Below are 17314 nucleotides of genomic sequence, written 5' to 3'. Positions count from 1 at the left end.
GCGCACCTTACGCAAAACGATTACTGAATCGCTTTCAGCGCATCCATCGCACAGGCTTCATCCAGATTACCGCCCGGCGCACCGCCGATACCAATCGCGCCAATCACCTGATCGCCGCTTTTCACTGGCACACCGCCAGCCAGCAGCAGGAAGCCTGGAATATCACGCATATTCTGCGCACCGGCATTGTTCTGCGCCGCTTCCATCACTTTACCGCTTGGATTTTTGGTGCTCAGAGCGGTTTAAGCTTTCATCTGACTGGCTTCGACGGTATGCGGACCGGCGTTATCCATGCGCTGCACGGCTTTAACCAGACCAGCGCGATCCACGACGGTCACGGTAACGTTATAGTTTTTCGCTGCGCACGACTGAATCGCGGCGCTTGCCAGCTTCTGTGCATCTTCCAGCGAAAGGTTGGATTCGGTAAATGCCGCGTGGCTACCGAAGGAAACAAAGGCCGCCGCAGCGGCAATCAGAGAAAGGCGAATGTTCATGGGTCACTCCTGAATAGTTGATGAGTGACACTTTACGGTGCAGAGCGGGAAAGAAATATTCGGGCGATTACGCGTTCGGCCTGGTAGTTATACCTGGTTTAGCTGCTGCCAGGCGTGAATCAGCTGGGCGAGATTACTCAGCTCCAGCTTGGCAAACACCGCAGCCCGGTGCGCTTCAACGGTGCGCGGCGACAGCGATAAATCCCGCGCGATCTCTTTGCTGGTTTGCCCGGCAATCATCAACTGCATCACTTCACTTTCGCGCGCGGAGAGCAGCGCAAACCGCGCCTGCAAACCCTGTTGCGATTGCCAACGTTGCGCGCGCTGCTCACTTTCGTTTATCGCCTGGTGAATGGTTTCCAGCAGCGGTTCAATATCCAGCGGCTTGGTGAAGAACTCAAACGCGCCCTGACGAAACGCGCGACGGCAGGCTTCAATGGTGCCGTGGCCAGTCATAATGATCACCGGCAGCAGCGGATGACGATCGCCCTGCTCCGCCAGCCAGCTCAGACCGCTAATGCCCGGCATGCGCACATCCAACAGCAAACAGCCGCGCAGCGGCTCCAGCGCTTGAGTGGCCGCTTCAAACGAGGCCAAATCGGCAAAATCTGCCACGTCGTATTCCAGTGTTTTCAGCAGAAAACCGAGCGATTCCCGTACCGATAAATCATCGTCCACTAACCAAACCTTCGCGCCCATTCCTTTACTCCGCCAGTTGGAAAATTAAGGTGATTTCCGCGCCGCCCTCAGCGCGATTCCCCAGCCTAAGCTGGCCATTCATACGTAACATCAAACTCTCGACCAGCGTCATGCCTAATCCCATGCTGTTGGCGCGCGAGCTATAAAACGGCATACAGGCCTGCGCTAATCCTTCCGCAGAGAAACCCGGGCCGTTATCGCTGATGATGATTTTGATACCTTGCGGAACCTGTTCCGATGCAATGTTCACCCACGCATCCGGGCGTCCCTGCTGCATGTGAATCGCGTTTTGCAGCAGGTTATGAAACACCTGCTCCAGCCACTGGGGATCGCTGAGCACCTTCGCCTGACCATGCTGAAACTGCTGGCGCAACGCCACATCACCATCATCCAGCTCCTGCTGCAGCAGGAGCGTCACGCGCCGCCATACCGCTTCGGGGCTAACGGCAGTCATTGCCACCGGACGTTCACTGACGATGTCGCGAAAACGTTGCAGCAATCCCGCAAGGCGCTCGGTTTGCAGACTCATAGCATTGAGCGCTTGCGGCAGATTCTCGTGTTTGCCCTGTTTCAGCAGCAGTTGGCTGCTGTGCAGCCAGGTGTTGATTGCGGTCAGCGGCTGATTAATTTCATGGATAATGCCCGCGGTGAACTCGCCCAAGGCTTCGCGACGCGTGCGCTGAAAATAGTCGGCACGCAAACGCATCTCTATGTGCTGGCGCCAGTGGCGCAGCAGCCACCAGCCGAGTCCGCCGATCACCAGCCACAATAGCAGCGCCAACATAAACGGCAGCGCATGCAGCGCGCGCAGATCAGGATTAGCGCTGCCTTTGAGTAAAAACGGTTGATAGTGATTGATGAACGGTCGCTGCCATTGCCAGCGGGCATTTGCATCATAGTTTGGCGTCTGAATCGCCGTTGGCGCATGAATATGAAAGGCCAGTGCCAGCGCCACGTCCGAGGTTTGCAGCGCAAAATGCAAATCCACCAGCATGCGTATCTGACGATAGGGATTGTAAAGCCAGTATTGACCGCCGCTGACCTCTTCAAAACGCGGCGCTGTTAACGCACGATTCACCGTGTGTTCGATCAAAACCAGCTGCGGAAATTTCGACTGTAACAAGGCAAGATCTTCGTCACCGGTCAGTAACGGCAACAGCGTTTCATTCTGCGTTTGATAGGCCGCGAGTCGATTAAACTGTTGGTTAAAATGCGCTTCGCCCGCGCGCTGTTGCTGCAAAATTTGATCGGCGAACAGTGCGATCAAGGTGATCAACGTTAACAACAGCCAGACCAGCCAATACCTTTTCATCCATGGTCGGTAAGTGTGAGGCATAAATTTCCATCGCTCTGCAGTCAAAAAAACCTCCATTACGCATAGCGAGGAGGTCAGCTCTTAACGAGTTAAGTCAAACGTTGTAACCCGCGCCGTATAGGGATTCAATGACTTTCCCTGGATTGCTATGGTTTTCAGAAGTCTACCTGGATTGACCATAATTATCAGTGGATCTTGCTATGGATGGTGAAGGTAAGATTTTAGCATTACGGCAATCCAGGCTGCATGCCATGAGCAGGGCTCTACGCCGGTCGTTAGATAGTGATGTTGAGATGAAGCCATTGCTGTATTCGGTGCTGGCTCAAAGGGGTGCACGGGCATCCAGATAGTGCTGCTGTTTCATATGGCGGATCAGCATGCGGCCTTCCGGCATAAATTCGGTGCCGAAGCGAACCAGCCCGATCTCTTTAAGTTCGGCATCAATGGCATAACGCAGCTCGCCGGGCATATTCTGTTCCAGTAACACCACGTCAAGGCGCTTCAGGCGCGGCTCGTATTTCAGCAGCACCGCAGAGAGCGTATACAGCAGCTGATGCGCGGTGCCGGGCATGCCCTGCAGGATGCGCGTCATGTCGGGCAGGCCGTAATCGGGGAGATGCGACAACGATCCGGCGCGGGTGTTAAGGATGCGCTGCATATTATCGAGCACGGAAAGGATCACCTGATCCTGCTCCTTGACGCGATCCAGCTCAAGACCACCAGAAAAGCTGCCTTTCAGCAGCTCATACAGCGAAGGTTGATGATTGCCGCCACTCATGGTTTTGCCTCGCTGATCAGGCGCAGGCTGTTGCTGCTTAACTCAATCACGCGTGCTTTATCCGGATCCAAATCGTTGCGCTCCAGCACCAGCCGCCAGCTGTTTTTCATCATATCCGGCTGCTGGAACAGTGCGACTACCGCGACAAATTTTGCTTCTTTTTCCATCGGCATATTCAGCGACACGTCGCCGCCCGGCGTCAGCACCACATCGCGATCGGCGAGGAGTTCTGACTTGAGCACGTCCGCCGCATCGCCGGTCAGATGCTGATATACCGCGCCGTCGAACGCCTTACGCTCGCTGAGCTGGAACACGCGCACCATCACCGGCTGCGACAGCGGATTATGCTCGCGGCTGTCGCTGTTGAGGCTTGCGCGCGCGCTGAAATCAAGGTGCAGGGTTTTAATCTGCTTGTGGAAAATCGCGTCAAACGCCGCAACGGATCCATCAGTGACTTTCTGCTGCAAACCGCAGCCGCCAAGCAGCAACAGTGCGCTGCACATCATAATGTTAATCAAAGTGGTAACTGACACGTCGCTGCTCCTCGCAGGGTTTGACCGGGCTCATGCCTGCATAGCAGCCCAGTTCAGTGGTAAAGGTTTGGGGGATATCGCTGCACCCGTGGTCCGCGCCGAGCACGCCGGTCATGCCGAGCCAGAACGGCGCATCGCCCAGTTCCGGCGGGGCCAGCAGTTGGGTATCAAGACACAGCCGGATGCGCGCGCGATAGCGCCAGCCAAGGTACACCCGCAGCATCACCAGAAAGTCCTGATACAGCTGGCCATCCGGCAGCCAGCGATGAGCCTCATCCGGGCAGGCGGTCTGCAGTTCAATCAGTAGCTGGCTGTTAGCATCCATCGCTTCTTCGCCGAGCGGCGCATTGCCGTCGAGTACGAACTCGCATTCCAGCGGATGGCTTACCGGCACCGGGCGCAGACAGTGCGGCTGCACGCGAACCGAGGTGCCAGGCGCCAGTAAACGCACCAGCGCGCGAATGCCCTCTTCCGTTCTGCCCGGCTGGCGCATGACGCCGAGTAACGCCAGAAAGCGCGAAACCGGCGTGGCGATATGCCTGCCGGTGCCCGGAATACCCAGCCCCACCAGCCCGAGCAGCGACTGCGAGGTCTTATCGCTGCCGCCCGCTTCAAAAGTTGCCGGATACGAGTATTTGCGCCAGATGCGATAAAACTGCGTCAGGATGCGATGATTGAAAATATCGAGAAAACCCTGCAGCGCTTCATACCCTTCATCGCGCTGGGTGATGTCATCGATATAGCTGCCGGGCAGCGGCGAATCCACGCCGTATAAACCCAAAAACGTGGTGCGCACCACCGGCGGCGCGGCGGCATCGGTTTCAGGGTATTCAACCGCTTTCAGCTCGCCAGCCGGAAAACCCATGCCGGGATGCGGCAGCAGCCGCACCGCGTCGTTTTCCGGTTTATTAGTGCTGCCCAGCGGCGGCTTATCTTTGTGTTGATGCTCTATCAGCTGACAGAAGCGGTAAAAGTTCAGCCGTGTTAGCTCCTGCTCCAGCCGTGGCGTCAGCCGGAGATGCGGCGATTGTGCTTCTCTTCCCATTCGAGGCGCTCTCCGGTTGGCTGCAGGATTAAAATCAGACGGTTAAACAGGTGGATATCGGTATACAACGCGAAGAAGCGGCTGAGCATTTCGCCAAACAGGCAGATATCGCCGCTGCCGGCAAAGCCGCTGCTGTCGAGGGTAATTTCAATCTGCACGCCGCGCAGCAGATAACCCTGCTCAAAGCGTTCGGTCTCTTTGTGGCAAACGTGCAGAATCGCCTCCAGACGACGGCAGTTCATTTCACTGTGCGTCCAGTCATACAGCGCCAGCGTGCCGCGCAGTACCTCGGCGTTATCCATCATCCACAGGAAGCTGGAACCGAGATGGCTCAGCACGCGCCAGTGAAAACGATCACGATTGGGCGGATAGCACGGCAGCGTCGGCGCGCACAGGTTGCGCACCTGCATCGCCACGTCGGTGCTGCTCACCGCGGTATCCAGCAGCGTGCTCTGCAACGCGCGGCGCGGCAGCTGGCCGTTGGTGCCGGTGACGCTCACCGACAGGCTTTCGTTCTCCGGCAGGCTGTGATTATCAAAGGCTTCGCCACCGAGGATCATCCAGGTTTCATGCAGCCCGGACGGGCCGCGCCGCACGCGCGTGTGATAGTAATGTTCCGGCGCGTCGTGACGCAGCATGCCGCCTTTGTGGCGGAAGCTGCTGAACGGTACGTACGGCAGACCTTTCGAGGAAATCACTGAATCCACCGAGTAAATTTCAGTATGTCCGTCCTGCACGCGCATCGGTCGCAGCATATACTCGGTCTGTAATCCGTTGATCATCAGCGGATCAGATTCCATCGCGAACAGATTAATCACCGGCACGGCGTTGAGGCGCAGATGTTTTTCGCTGAACTGGAAATCATGCTCCCAGCGCTGGGCCAGCACCACGTCGAGTTCAAACCACGGCAGAGAGGCGGGCAGCGCCACCTGCTCCAGCCCGCGCAGGTTCACCGCCATAAACTTCTCGCGGAAGGTGAAGTATTCCAGCAGCAACTGATAGCCGCTGAAGCTGCCCTCATCGCCCGGCCACAGCCGATCCTCCTCGCTGAAGCCCTGCGCGCTGAAGTGCCCGTCGAAGCGGCGGTTGTCGGTTTCGCCTGGCAAACGCAGTGCGATGCTGGCGACGTTAAGCGTCAATGCTTCGTGCAGCGCGCAGGCCAGCGGCGCATCGGCATTGAGATAGAGTGGAATGTGGCTGACATCGATGCGGCTCCAGTCGGCCAGCGCGCCGCCGTTAAAGCGCAGGCGGATCATCGACCGGCCGGCGGCATCGGTGTTTAACTTTGCCGACTCCAGCGCCAGCGGCAGCACCTGCACCTCACGCGTGGTGGTGTAGCGACAGCGCGTGCCATTTTCACCCACCGGACGTGAAATCACTTCAAAGCCGCGCGCCAGGCGCATCGGTTCCTTCATCTCACGCCAGTCGGGCGTGAATTCCACCACCGACATCGACGGAATGGTGCGCAGATAGTGCGGCCACAGCAAGCTCACCAGCCCTTCGGTGAGCTCAGGCAGGTCATCGTCGAGCTTTTCCCGCAGTCGACCGACCATAAAGGCAAAGCCTTCGAACAGCCGTTCAACGTAAGGGTCGCGGGCACCGGCTTTGTCGAGATTGAGCATCGCCGCCTGTTCAGGGTGCGCGCGGGCGAACTCTTCGCCCGCTTCCTGCAGGTAGCGCATTTCAGCGTCGTAATAACGCAGGGTTAAGTCGTCCATGGTATTCACTAAGTAATGTGCCGGCGGAGTGAATCAGGCGGCAGAAAGTTGAAAGGCGGATGTCAGCTGCAGAGGATGGCGGCCCTGACCGGGTCAAGCGTGATAAGGCCGGACAACAGCGCGTCCATTTCCGGTTGAATGCGCGTGCGTTCCCTTTCGCTACGCGCCGCTCTGGCACGCAGCAACTTCAGTCGTCGGGCTCGCACTTCGAATAATAAGGTTGGTTCCCACTGTGCAAGCGTCAGTGCACCTGCCTGCTGGTTAAGTTCATCCAGCAGATGCAGTGCCATTTCGCTCTTACCAAACTGCTCGCACACGCGCGCCATAAGCAGGCGCAGCAGCCACTGATCTTTCGTATTGCTGGTGCCCGGACGCATTTGCAGCCAGCCGAGTGCGGCTTCGACGCTTTCCGCTTCCGCTTTTTCCGCCGCTTCACTTTCCAGCGACAGAATGTCGTTGCCCGGCCCGGCAAACGGCGCGTTGCTCTCTGTTAAGCGCACATCGCCCATCACTTTCTGCGCGATCCAGCTGCGGGTCACCTCATCGGCAAACGGAGTGCCGTCTGAATACGAGAGCGTTTCCAGTCCCGGCAGCCTTGATAAAAGCCCATGCAAATCCTGCTGCACAATGTTCGCCAGCGCCGCGCCCTTGTCCTGACGATTCAGCGCTTCACAGGCGTACCACTGCAGATCGAACCACACGTGATTGATGGCCTGCGCAAACAGCGAGTCGGTCAGTTCCAGCAGCTCCGTCCAGCTTTGCTGCAGATACAGGCGCTTGAGATGTGCACGATGATCGGGTTTCGGCGGTGGCAAACGCGTATTGCCGCCGGGTCCGAGCGCGGGAAGATTGAGGATGGTATCCCAGCGCACGCTTTTCATCAGATGATGTGCCGAAAGCCAGCCGCCGGGCTGCTCGCGCAGGTAGTTTGCCAGCACTTTTGCCTGCGCCTTTAGCGTTTCACCGGAGTTGACCGGCGCGAGTGCGGCAAGGGCTGAATCATCCACGTCCGCATGCGCCGGGCTGTGAAGCGGCACCATAGCGCTGGCTCCGCCGTTCTGCGCCAGCCGCAACTCCAGCGCACGCAACAGCGGCTGAAGTCCGTTACGCTCATCTTCACTGAGCGCATCTTCAATCAGCAACAGCGCGCCGCTGATACGACAAACCCGCGCGATATCGGCTTCCGGCCACAGCGTCAGGCTGTCGAGCATTCTGGCGCTGCCGAGCCAGGCCAGCGCGCCCTGGCGACTGCGGCTGCGCTGCGGATGAAGCTGGTCACCATACTGATGCAGCGCGGCCGCCAGCAGTTCCAGTCCTTCCGCCAGCCCCTGCTCACCGTCCTGATGCAGGCGCGCCCACGCGTAAAAAGTGACCACGCGGATGTCCTTGCTTACCGTTGTCAGCAGCGATTCAGCCAGGCGGGCAATGGCGTCGGTATCAAAGCCGGAAAGCTTGTTCACCTCTTCGCGGATCTGCATAAACTGATCGTCGTAAGCCGGATCGTCTCCGGCGGGCAACGCTTGACTGATTGGTTTAAGCCAGCGCGCCCAGTCGCTGCGGCGCTGTTGTGCATCGGTTCTCAGCGTAGACTCATCCACGCCGCAGGCGTGCACCAGTTCGGTCATCGCGCTCATTATTATGCTCCGTCCATATTGGTGGTGAAGTCATCCGTGCTTGTTTCACGCGGGGCCATCGCTTCTGAAGCACTCGCCGCATCCACGCTGAAAATTTCTGTCGGCAGCGTAAAACCACGCAAACGTAGCAGCGCCAGCGGACCGTCGCGCATCTGGGTACGCAGCACCCACGTCAGGCTGCGTTTATCCGGCGTGGTGAAACTTAGCAACCAGCGGCTGCGATCGAGGCGCTCACGTTTCGCCTGCTCCAGCCAGCGGATAAAGCCCCAGGTGCCAGGATAATCGCCGTATATCTGTGCGCTGCTTTTCACACCGGTCCAGGTCAGCAGCGTACCCGGCTTCAGGCTGTCGCCCGGCCAGCGCATCGCCTGCCACGTCGCCATCTGGTTGAAATACCGCAGCGGCTGACCATCAAGCATTAGCTGGGTTTCAATCACCTCCGGCGCAGCGCGGCCCTGCAATTCAAAGCTGATGCCCTGCGTGCCGTCGGTAAACAGAATATCGGACAGCTCGCGCAGCTGATTTACCGCCTTGAGGAAAGCAGGATTGAAGGTCAATCCCTGGCTGTGCGCCGCATCCGGTACCCAGCTGCTGCCCTCTTTTTGCAACACGCCACCGAGGCGGCTGCTGAGAAAGCTGTCGATACGTCCGGCGTCGCGGCGGATAAACTCCGCCAGCATCGGCAGCGACGCGTCGCTTTGCCCGGCAGCAAACGGATAACGACCATCAAACGCAGTGCGCCAATTTTCCACGATGGCGCGCTGCCACTGCGCGTTCAGGCTCACCGCCGACGGCTGCAGGATGGTTTCCCACGCCTGCGTCAGCGGCTGCACAAACATCGTCTGCCCGAATCCACTCCACTCTTCGCCGAGGCTCGCCGCCATCAGGCTGCCGTACTGCTGGGTATCGGTGAGATCAACGCTCTTGCCCTGGAAAACCGTTTGCGCCAGAGTTTGCAGCATCTCCTGCGGATCCGGTGCGGCGGCAACCTGCTGCAGACGCAGGCGCACGCGGGTGATGCGGGTTAAATAGGTCTGCAGCGTCAGGCTGCTGTCGGCGGCCATCAGCTGCGATCCGCTGTTTTTGCCAGTGAGCGCCAGCAGCGGGCCGAAGGTCACATCCAGCGGACCTTCGGGGCCGGTGGCTTTCTGGCTGATAACCGGCTTGTCTTTCTGGCCAATCAGATCTCTGGCCGAATTGATCAGCGTGTCGGACAGCGCCTCGCGCTGCTGCCCGGTCTGCCCCTGCCATGCCAGCGTGTTCATCAGCGCAATCAGCGGCGACTGCCGCACGTCGCTCATCAGCGTCAGCTGGTCCGTGACGTCGGCAATGTTCTGCGCCGGGTTAAGCCGGATGCCGTTAAGGACGTTGAGCCAGCTGGCGGCAAAGTCACTGAAATAGCGCTCAGTTAACCGCGCCTTCAGCGCCTCGGGGGAAATTTCCTGCGGCACGGCGCTGCGGGTGTCACTGAGCACCCAGTCGATTTCATCGCGCCGGGTGTTAGCCGCTTTCTCAATCTCCTGGCGCACGCCGCCTTCCCACGCCTGGCGCGTAAACACGCCGGGCACTATGTCCTCGCTGCTGAACAGCCGGCGCATATCGGTGCCCGGCGTCATGTCTTCCAGCGTCAAATCGGTATAGTTGCGGCGCACGTCGCGCAGGACGTTTTGATACAACGTCATCTCGGCGTTGCGCTGGCCGGTCTGCAGCAGCAGTACCTGACGCGCCTGACTCAGCAGCGACGCATCAAGTTTGATGCGCCAGCCCGGCTGCGACGGCAACGACGCGGCATAGAATGCCCACAAATTCGGGGCCAGCGTCTGCCACAACGACGTGGAAATGCCAGGATATTCCGGCTGAACGGTCGCCATGGTCTGCGCATAAAACGCCGGTTCGGCACGCTCCGGGCGCGCCATCATCAGCCAGGCCTTTAACTGCTTATAACCCGGCTGCGCCAGCGTGGCGCGCAGTGAGCTGGCAGCAGGTAAACCAGCCAGATAAGTCAGCTTTTCTTCCAGCGCGATGCGCGCCGGTTCGTGGATCAGCCGCTGCGCCGCGACGCCGTACCACGGCAGCAGCGCATCATGTAGCTGCTGCGTATGGTTAATGCCAAAGCGCTGATACCAGGGCGCGCCGTGCTCCAGCCAGTGCTGCTGCTGCCCGAGGTCATTACGCAGGCCGTGCAGCGCAATCAGCTGCGCATCGTCAACCTTCGTTGAATTCACCAGTACCTGGGCTTTTTCCGCCGCACTGACAATCTGATGACGATTGAACAATGAGGAGGCCAGCATGCCTGCACCAGCGAGCAGCATCAGGCTCATCAGCGACCAGGCCAGCGTCTGTTCCCACGGCAGCCCGGTGCGACGCCCTCTGGCGCGGTCTGACGAGATTCCCTGCCAGAGCGCGCTGTCGGATAATGCATGAGGATGCACGCTGTCCAGCGCAGGCTTTGCTTCCGGCAGGCTGAACATCAAGCCTCGCAGTAAACTGCGACGCGCCGGGTCCAGCCACGGCGCTAAGCGCTGCTGCCAGACCTGACTTTCACCGCTGGCAAGCTGCTGCGACAGACGCAGCAGCCAGTCGTGGCTAAGGCTATGATCGACCTGCGCCAGACCGCGTTCACGCAGCGGAGCGACCAGGCTTTCGAGCTGTTGAGCTATATCTTCCGGCAGCGCTTTCGCCGGAAACACTGCGCCTACCGCGTTGTTTTCACGCTCTGGCTGCGGCCAGTCACTGTGACCGAGCTGCCAGATCCACACCGGCGCACGCCAGCGCAGCGCGGTGGCAATCTTATCCAGCGAGCGCATCGCCGCATCGCTTTTTTGTGGTGTGAGAGTGGAATTGGAATCCTTAACCAGCACAATGCCGTCCAATGGGCGGCTGCGGCGCAGCTTGCGCAGGAGCTGAACCAGCATTGCATTCTGCCCAGCCTCAAGACTCGCACTGTGAATCAACACGACGCCATCGCCTTCTAGCCACTGCTGTTTAACCAGGCCGGGAATCAGTGATTCAAGAGCGGCAGTTTCGCCAGTAACCAGTAGCAGGCGCACTTTCTTGCGCCACAACCAGCCATAGCGCGCACTGAGATGCTGGCGCAATGCCAGAAGCGTCTCATGCGCACTGTTTTCCGTAACCGCTTTTTTAGATGCTGCAGGTTCTGAAATGACGGTTCGTTTGATCCACAAACGCCAGACAATTACTGAAATTACGGCCAGGCTGCCCGCCATGATCCAGACCAAAAAGCTGACCAACAGAAGCGGGCGAAGCTGCTCCCACTCAGTGGTTAGCTGTAAAGAAAGCCACCACCAGAGTGCGCTGCCGAAGAGATCGGCTAACGTGATGAAGATAAAGAAGAGTGCTGCGGTGGCCACCGGTGAGATTGCGGCAGGCTTTTGAACCTTATCCATAGGTTTTAACTATTCCCGTGGTGTAACCCGCAACCGGATCGCGTGCAATCCAGCCGCTGGGTTTTCCTTGCTGTTGCGTATGAAGTGCAGCGAGTGACATGACAACCAGCGCTTCCATACTTCCTGTGTTTCCCCAGTTACCGTCCTGAATATGGTGCGTCAGATTCCATCCGCTGGCAGCGGGCATATCATTTTCAGGCAGAGAGAAAAGCAAACAGGCATCAGGCGGCTCGCTTATTTCGCCCTGTTCCATGGTGCGTAAACAGGCAGCGGAAAGTGCGTCAGCATCACCCGCATCGCTGATTTCACCACGGGTTAACTGCACCTCGCCTTCACGGCCTACCAACCAGAGCACCGCCGCTTCGCCAGCAGGTAGAGCGGCATCCGCCACGGCGAGATGCGATTCGCAACCAGCGACGAGAATAGTTTGCTCTGCTGTAAGATGTGGCATCTTCTCTGCGATTGCCGACAATGAAGCCTCTCCCAGCCAGCACTCGGGATATTCCGGTAATGAAAGTTCAGGAAAGGTCACTGATGCCTGTTGAATGAAAGCCTGCCAGGCATCCTGCGTGCCCTGCCAGAAACAAACTCTTGGGGATGTTAACAGCGTATCCGCTTTATGTTCCCGCCACTGCATCACCAGTAAACGCGCCAGTTGCGCTTCGCGCGTGGTTTGACTTTTACTGAAAATCTGCGGTAAACGCAGTGCCTGAGCGTTGGATTCCAATACAGAGTGCGGCGATCGATGCTCTCGTAGCAACAGCCGATTCCAATGCTGTAGCTCCGTTCCAGCGGGGCCAAGCAATACGATGTCCTGAAGACCAATTGCCTGCCGATGCTGGCTCCACCACTGCTGCTGCTCGTACTCCACCAGTTGCTGATGAAAGCGGCTGTTATGCCGGGCGCAGCGATACCACAACATGCGTGTGAGCCAAGCCATTAACAGCAGCATCATAATTACCGCCGCCGCCGCGATAGTGTTCAGTCCACGCTGTTCCTCCGGTGTGAGTAAAGCGATTACCGCAGAGCTGAAGGACAACAATGCGGCACTGATAAGCAGCCAGCGCTTATTATTCAGCGATGCTGGTTCAGGGCGCGGCGGAAAAGAAGGCGGCAGCCTCACGATGCGATACCGCAATCCGGAAACGAACTGACCAGCGTGCAGCCACAGGCGCATTTATGGCCATGAAGTGCAACAGGCTGACCATCGATTTTCGCCAACGAACTGCCTTCAGCAATCGAATTCATACCGTGAAAGTTGCACTGAACCGGATCGCCGACCACGGCGATACCTTTACCAAAACAGAGATAATGTCCTGCCAGAACTTTACCGCCGAATTCCCATAAGGCATCGCCTTCTCGAATGACTTGTATCATTGGAATTCCTTTTCTTAACACCAGATATCTCGATAGGGATTTATTAACTACTTATCTGTTTAAAGCCTGCTATGACCACAACTCTGCTATCGCCGATTTGGTGCTGACAAGCTGTTCCTCGTTAATAGAATGCTGGATGGCATCACTTCCTGTAACTGTATTTGTCAACGCTAACTGAACGGGTAATTTGGATGTATTTTCTACTTGAAGATTTTCCGACGAATTTATCAGGGAGATTTTCTGGTTGATGCATGTACCAGAAGCTTCGGCTGAAGCTGTTGGCATTTTCTCATAACGTTCAACCACTACGCCAAGCCCTGGAACGGCTTTTTTCATTTGCCACTCAAGGAAACGACCATATTTAATTATCGGTGTGACGTTCTTACTCATCACCTCACCAAAGTAGATCATGCGGTAAAGGAAATAACTTCCCCAAGGTTCTCTGTCACCAAAGGTTCCATGCAGAAACCAGGCTCTGGAGTCGTGTATCTGATCATCGAACAATGCAACAACCAAGTTTTTAGCAGCAGAGTCATCGTTTTGTGATGAGAATAATATCTTAACTTTATCGGTAGCCGATTTTTTAATGCGTTCATATTCAGCAGATTTATCATCATCACTGAATATGTAAACAAAGCTAGTTAGGCTATCGGCAAGACGAAAAATATAATTACCAGTGCGTGGTCGAGGTTTTTTCTGATAATCGGCACGGAACTCTTCCGCGGCTTCGCGTAATTGCGTTTGACCCAACGCAGGATCAAAGTCCTTTATCCCGGGGGGTAGTGAGATATATTCACTGTCCCAGCGTGACATTCTTAGCTTTGTTCTTTCAGCTTCAGTTTTAGCTTGAGCTTTATCGCGTTCTGATTCAGATTTCTCCCTAATATCGGGGGCGCTATCTTTGTCCATTCCATCTGCGGCGGAATCGATGTAAAAGCGTATTGTTTTATAACTTCCATTTGCATAGCGACCTATACGCCATGCAGTGATCCAAGCAAGTTGATCATTTATAGCTTCTATAATATTAACAGGGCAACGAATAGGTTTATACTGATAGGTGTCCTCATCTGAAACTTCGTAATCACTGTAAATATTCAATGTTAATTGCCGCCAGCTGTTAAATTTAGCAGCCAGAGACTCGGTTGTAGAAAACTCAATGACCTGCTCAGCTGATAGCGCTCTCCATTTATCATTGACTAAATCATTGGGTAGTGATTCTTTAATTACTTTCAAAGGGGCCCCGGATGAGAATGCAGCAGCATACAAATCATTAAGGGCTATTTGAGATAATAGGTCATCACCATTACTTCCACTAGCTTTTCCCTGGTCTCCCGGTGGATAACCGCCGCCGATATCCGAGTGCATTCCTGGATAGACAACTTCTTTAGCATAGGAAGGATAGGTTCCATCATGGCGACAGATTGAATCCATTGGAAAACAGAGTCGCTGCTCATGGGCAGAAGCAAAATGTACGCAGTTTTTAATCAACCCGTTATCTGGCAACTCCATTGCACCATCTGCCCATCCCATATGCCCTTCCGCAAACGGAGAAATATGAGCCACACCAACAGAGGCTACCGTATCAAGTAAACCAAGAAACTCAACACTCAGAGGGAGTTTCCAATCAGCTCCATCAAGTGTCAGACAAAGTTCCGGCTTTGCATTTTGGTTCAATCCTCCCGGCAAGAGCCTGACTAACCAATTAATAAAAGCCCTAGCGGATGCAGCACCACGAGAAAAACCATAGACATAAAGCTTAATGCCTAACAGCTTAGGTTTTCCAGGTTCAGGTTGTTGTAGTGCCAGCTTAAGACTGGGTTCGATATCTTTTAATAATTTTCTGAACTCTCTCAATCTTGAGAAATACCCGGGTACGGAACTGGATACGATTTTGCTCGTCATCGCTTTTACAGATTTCCAACTCTCAGCATCGGAGAGTTCAGGCAATCCCAGCGTGCGTCGTAGTGCATCGATAATTCGAATCAATGCCCAGTTAATTCTTTCTTCACCATAAGTCGCCGCTGCAAGTCCTGGTGTACTGTAATCAAGGTCCATCACTTCAGGAAACGGAGTTCCGACACCAGGAATATAATATTTATAGTATTTATTCCCAGATGTATCCTTAGGATCAACCAGTGTTTCACCATTACCTGGAACCCCACCTGCGTATCCCTGGCCAATAGTGGCACGAAATAATCGAGATATATTGGTTGGATGTTTTATTTTAGATAAAAAAACATCATTATTGATATTATTTCCGGTACCATCGAAAAAAATACTAATGTGCAATGTTTTGCAGCAAGGCGGCTCAACTCTACGTTCAGCTACTTTACAAAGCTCATTCCGATAAGCCAATTCCAGGCTATCCTGTTGCTTACAATTATAGCCCACCAAAACAGATCTGGTAGGCAGCCGTCCTTTTCTTGGGAATAATGGTGGGTACCAGGAAATATCTAAATTCACTTTGGACATGACTTTGGCTCCTCCATTTCAATGGGTTCTTTAATTGGATATCTAGGGTTACCATATCCATCACAACTGGTTGTCACCTTTATTTTATCGCAAGGAAAAAAATGGACAGTAATGCCACATGTTTTTTTTCCATTGTAATCTGGGACAGGTACAGTTTTCGTGATGTTTCTATGACTATTTATTATCATCTTTTCCCATGCACGGTATTTTTCAGTATTTTCAAAGCCAGGAAAATCTTTAGTAGAAGCCTCACCTGTTTGCCAATCGACTTTCACTGTCATTCCTGGCTTCCATTTTTCTGAAACACCAAAACAGCACCCCCCACCACCACCCTGCCAGGGACCAATGATATCAATTGCTGATTGATTATTTACGCTAAAATGATTGATTGCCCAATGTGTATGATTTATTCCTTTAATTGTACCACCTCCGCCACGAGCATCATCACCACGATCACACCCCGTGATGGAAAGAATGCTTAGGAAAATAAAAAATAATGTAACAACCTTTAAATTTTTCGTTATTTGCACTCTGTAGGCCCCTCCATTTCAATAGGTTCTTTAATTGGATAGCTTGGGCTCCCATAACCACCACAACTGGTTGTCACCTTTATTTTATCGCAAGGAAAAAAATGTACCGTAATGCCACAAGTTTTTTCTCCATTGTAATCTGGTAAAGGTGCATTTTTTGTGATGTTTCTGTGACTGCTTCTTATCATATTTTCCCAAGCGAGATATTTTTCGGTATTTTCAAAGCTAGGAAAATCTTTAGTGGAAGCCTCACCTGTTTGCCAATCCACTTTCACTGTCATTCCTGGCTTCCATTTTTCTGAAACACCAAAACAGCAACCGCCACCTCCGGCTTGCCAGGGACCAATAATATCAATGGCAGATTGATTATTTACACTGAAATGATTGATTGCCCAGTGAGTGTGATTGATACCTTTAATCGAACCTCCTCCACCGCGAGAACTATCAGTATCATCGCATCCTTTAAGTAACATTAAAGAACCAGCAAGAATTAATAAGAAGACTTTCATAATGGGTTCATATTATTTGGCGGAGAATCGTTCATAAATCGACCTTCAGCAATACCTTTCATAACCCATTCATACCTTTTTTCTTCAAAGAGAACATGATTTTTGGTCGCATCTAACATGCCATTAAAAGAATAAAAAAACTCAGCTTCTTTTGAATTGAAGTAATGTTCAGGAAACGGTTGATATCGGAGATATTGTTTCGCATCTGATAAACACATCAGGCTTTCAAATTGATGGTCGGTTAAGGTGAAAGGCTGGCAAGGTACATCATTCTCTCGAATAGAACCGTCCCCCTGTTTTAAAACAGGTTTTCCATCTCTATCTAACCAACTCCAGAACAGTGCAGGATTGTTAAGAGCCTGTTGCTGATCGTCATTAAGTATATGACTAAATAAAAAAGGGAATAATCGACAATCCCAAAACCGAAAAATTCCTGGTCTTTCCTCGTGATTAGCATCTGTACACTGCCCAAGCCATTCAGATAAGTCTTCAAATGACCAGGAGGAGCCTATTACCATTAAAGGCGCATTGCTTGCGACTTCACGAGCAAGCTCATACATCCAGATAATTTGCTGCTCTTTTTTCAGATTAATACGTACTAATAGTGGAGCATCTTCTAAATAGATGTTCTCAGGCAATCCTTCATAAAGCGAATGCCATCTAATCTCGGAACCAAAAGCTTTAATCGCCGGAATAACGGAAAACCCAGCACCGCATTGATCAATAATAATATCAATGTGCTCATGTTCTATTTTTTGGCAAGTCAGCTCGACTTTATTCAACCAGTGACTAATGTTATCCAT

At 54.0% G+C, this 17314-nt stretch carries 14 protein-coding genes and 1 pseudogene; all 15 read right to left on the bottom strand.

Features of this window, described 5'->3' with window-relative positions; translation table 11 throughout:
- Positions 1 to 20: 20 nt before the first annotated feature.
- A pseudogene (locus WFL93_RS08335) lies at positions 21 to 494 on the bottom strand (GlcG/HbpS family heme-binding protein).
- 87 nt (positions 495 to 581) lie between these two features.
- The gene (locus tag WFL93_RS08330) at positions 582 to 1193 is read right to left on the bottom strand and encodes a response regulator transcription factor (protein WP_007889789.1); all 612 of its coding nucleotides are present in this window, start codon (positions 1191 to 1193) and stop codon (positions 582 to 584) included.
- 4 nt (positions 1194 to 1197) lie between these two features.
- The gene (locus WFL93_RS08325) at positions 1198 to 2505 is read right to left on the bottom strand and encodes a sensor histidine kinase (RefSeq protein WP_336777841.1); all 1308 of its coding nucleotides are present in this window, start codon (positions 2503 to 2505) and stop codon (positions 1198 to 1200) included.
- A gap of 325 nt (positions 2506 to 2830) precedes the next feature.
- A complete protein-coding gene (gene tssE / locus WFL93_RS08320) occupies positions 2831 to 3286 on the bottom strand; it encodes a type VI secretion system baseplate subunit TssE (RefSeq protein ID WP_049853070.1) in 456 nt (151 codons plus the stop codon).
- On the bottom strand, positions 3283 to 3819 hold the full coding sequence (tssJ, locus tag WFL93_RS08315) for a type VI secretion system lipoprotein TssJ (protein ID WP_082204300.1): 537 nt from the start codon (positions 3817 to 3819) through the stop codon (positions 3283 to 3285). The genes tssE and tssJ overlap by 4 nt, the downstream gene beginning before the upstream one ends.
- Positions 3797 to 4864 carry a type VI secretion system baseplate subunit TssG gene (gene tssG, locus WFL93_RS08310; RefSeq protein WP_336777840.1) on the bottom strand — a complete coding sequence of 356 codons (1068 nt, stop codon included), beginning with the start codon at positions 4862 to 4864 and terminating at the stop codon, positions 3797 to 3799. The genes tssJ and tssG overlap by 23 nt, the downstream gene beginning before the upstream one ends.
- A complete protein-coding gene (tssF, locus tag WFL93_RS08305) occupies positions 4828 to 6582 on the bottom strand; it encodes a type VI secretion system baseplate subunit TssF (RefSeq protein ID WP_336777839.1) in 1755 nt (584 codons plus the stop codon). The genes tssG and tssF overlap by 37 nt, the downstream gene beginning before the upstream one ends.
- Before the next feature lie 62 nt (positions 6583 to 6644).
- Positions 6645 to 8216, bottom strand: a complete 1572-nt coding sequence (gene tssA / locus WFL93_RS08300) for a type VI secretion system protein TssA (protein WP_336777838.1) — start codon at positions 8214 to 8216, stop codon at positions 6645 to 6647.
- Positions 8217 to 8218: 2 nt separating this feature from the next.
- On the bottom strand, positions 8219 to 11623 hold the full coding sequence (locus WFL93_RS08295; protein ID WP_336777837.1) for an ImcF-related family protein: 3405 nt from the start codon (positions 11621 to 11623) through the stop codon (positions 8219 to 8221).
- A complete protein-coding gene (locus WFL93_RS08290) occupies positions 11616 to 12578 on the bottom strand; it encodes a hypothetical protein (protein ID WP_336777836.1) in 963 nt (320 codons plus the stop codon). The genes WFL93_RS08295 and WFL93_RS08290 overlap by 8 nt, the downstream gene beginning before the upstream one ends.
- Positions 12579 to 12742: 164 nt before the next feature.
- Positions 12743 to 13000 (bottom strand): PAAR domain-containing protein, encoded by a 258-nt coding sequence (locus WFL93_RS08285; RefSeq protein WP_336777835.1) that lies wholly within the window; start codon positions 12998 to 13000, stop codon positions 12743 to 12745.
- Between the two features lie 69 nt (positions 13001 to 13069).
- Positions 13070 to 15472 carry a T6SS phospholipase effector Tle1-like catalytic domain-containing protein gene (locus tag WFL93_RS08280; RefSeq protein WP_336777834.1) on the bottom strand — a complete coding sequence of 801 codons (2403 nt, stop codon included), beginning with the start codon at positions 15470 to 15472 and terminating at the stop codon, positions 13070 to 13072.
- Entirely contained in the window at positions 15460 to 16002 is a 543-nt protein-coding gene (locus tag WFL93_RS08275; RefSeq protein ID WP_442955884.1) for a DUF3304 domain-containing protein, read from the bottom strand. The genes WFL93_RS08280 and WFL93_RS08275 overlap by 13 nt, the downstream gene beginning before the upstream one ends.
- Entirely contained in the window at positions 15993 to 16511 is a 519-nt protein-coding gene (locus WFL93_RS08270; protein ID WP_336777833.1) for a DUF3304 domain-containing protein, read from the bottom strand. Before WFL93_RS08270 ends, WFL93_RS08275 begins: the two co-directional genes overlap by 10 nt.
- Positions 16508 to 17314, bottom strand: coding sequence for a DUF4123 domain-containing protein (locus WFL93_RS08265; protein ID WP_336777832.1), 807 nt, complete (start codon positions 17312 to 17314; stop codon positions 16508 to 16510). The genes WFL93_RS08270 and WFL93_RS08265 overlap by 4 nt, the downstream gene beginning before the upstream one ends.

The sequence above is a fragment of the Pantoea sp. USHLN256 genome, assembly GCF_037149875.1.
Classification (GTDB): Bacteria; Pseudomonadota; Gammaproteobacteria; order Enterobacterales; family Enterobacteriaceae; genus Pantoea; species Pantoea nemavictus.
This window is presented reverse-complemented; position numbering and strand designations above follow the sequence as displayed.

Coding starts and splice junctions, on each gene's coding strand:
- WFL93_RS08295 (WP_336777837.1), bottom strand. CDS start 11,623: ATGGATAAGGTTCAAAAGCCTGCCGCAATCTCACCGGTGGCCACCGCA.
- WFL93_RS08280 (WP_336777834.1), bottom strand. CDS start 15,472: ATGTCCAAAGTGAATTTAGATATTTCCTGGTACCCACCATTATTCCCA.
- tssE (WP_049853070.1), bottom strand. CDS start 3,286: ATGAGTGGCGGCAATCATCAACCTTCGCTGTATGAGCTGCTGAAAGGC.
- WFL93_RS08270 (WP_336777833.1), bottom strand. CDS start 16,511: ATGAAAGTCTTCTTATTAATTCTTGCTGGTTCTTTAATGTTACTTAAA.
- tssA (WP_336777838.1), bottom strand. CDS start 8,216: ATGAGCGCGATGACCGAACTGGTGCACGCCTGCGGCGTGGATGAGTCT.
- tssG (WP_336777840.1), bottom strand. CDS start 4,864: ATGGGAAGAGAAGCACAATCGCCGCATCTCCGGCTGACGCCACGGCTG.
- WFL93_RS08265 (WP_336777832.1), bottom strand. CDS start 17,314: ATGGATAACATTAGTCACTGGTTGAATAAAGTCGAGCTGACTTGCCAA.
- WFL93_RS08285 (WP_336777835.1), bottom strand. CDS start 13,000: ATGATACAAGTCATTCGAGAAGGCGATGCCTTATGGGAATTCGGCGGT.
- WFL93_RS08325 (WP_336777841.1), bottom strand. CDS start 2,505: ATGAAAAGGTATTGGCTGGTCTGGCTGTTGTTAACGTTGATCACCTTG.
- tssF (WP_336777839.1), bottom strand. CDS start 6,582: ATGGACGACTTAACCCTGCGTTATTACGACGCTGAAATGCGCTACCTG.
- WFL93_RS08330 (WP_007889789.1), bottom strand. CDS start 1,193: ATGGGCGCGAAGGTTTGGTTAGTGGACGATGATTTATCGGTACGGGAA.
- WFL93_RS08290 (WP_336777836.1), bottom strand. CDS start 12,578: ATGATGCTGCTGTTAATGGCTTGGCTCACACGCATGTTGTGGTATCGC.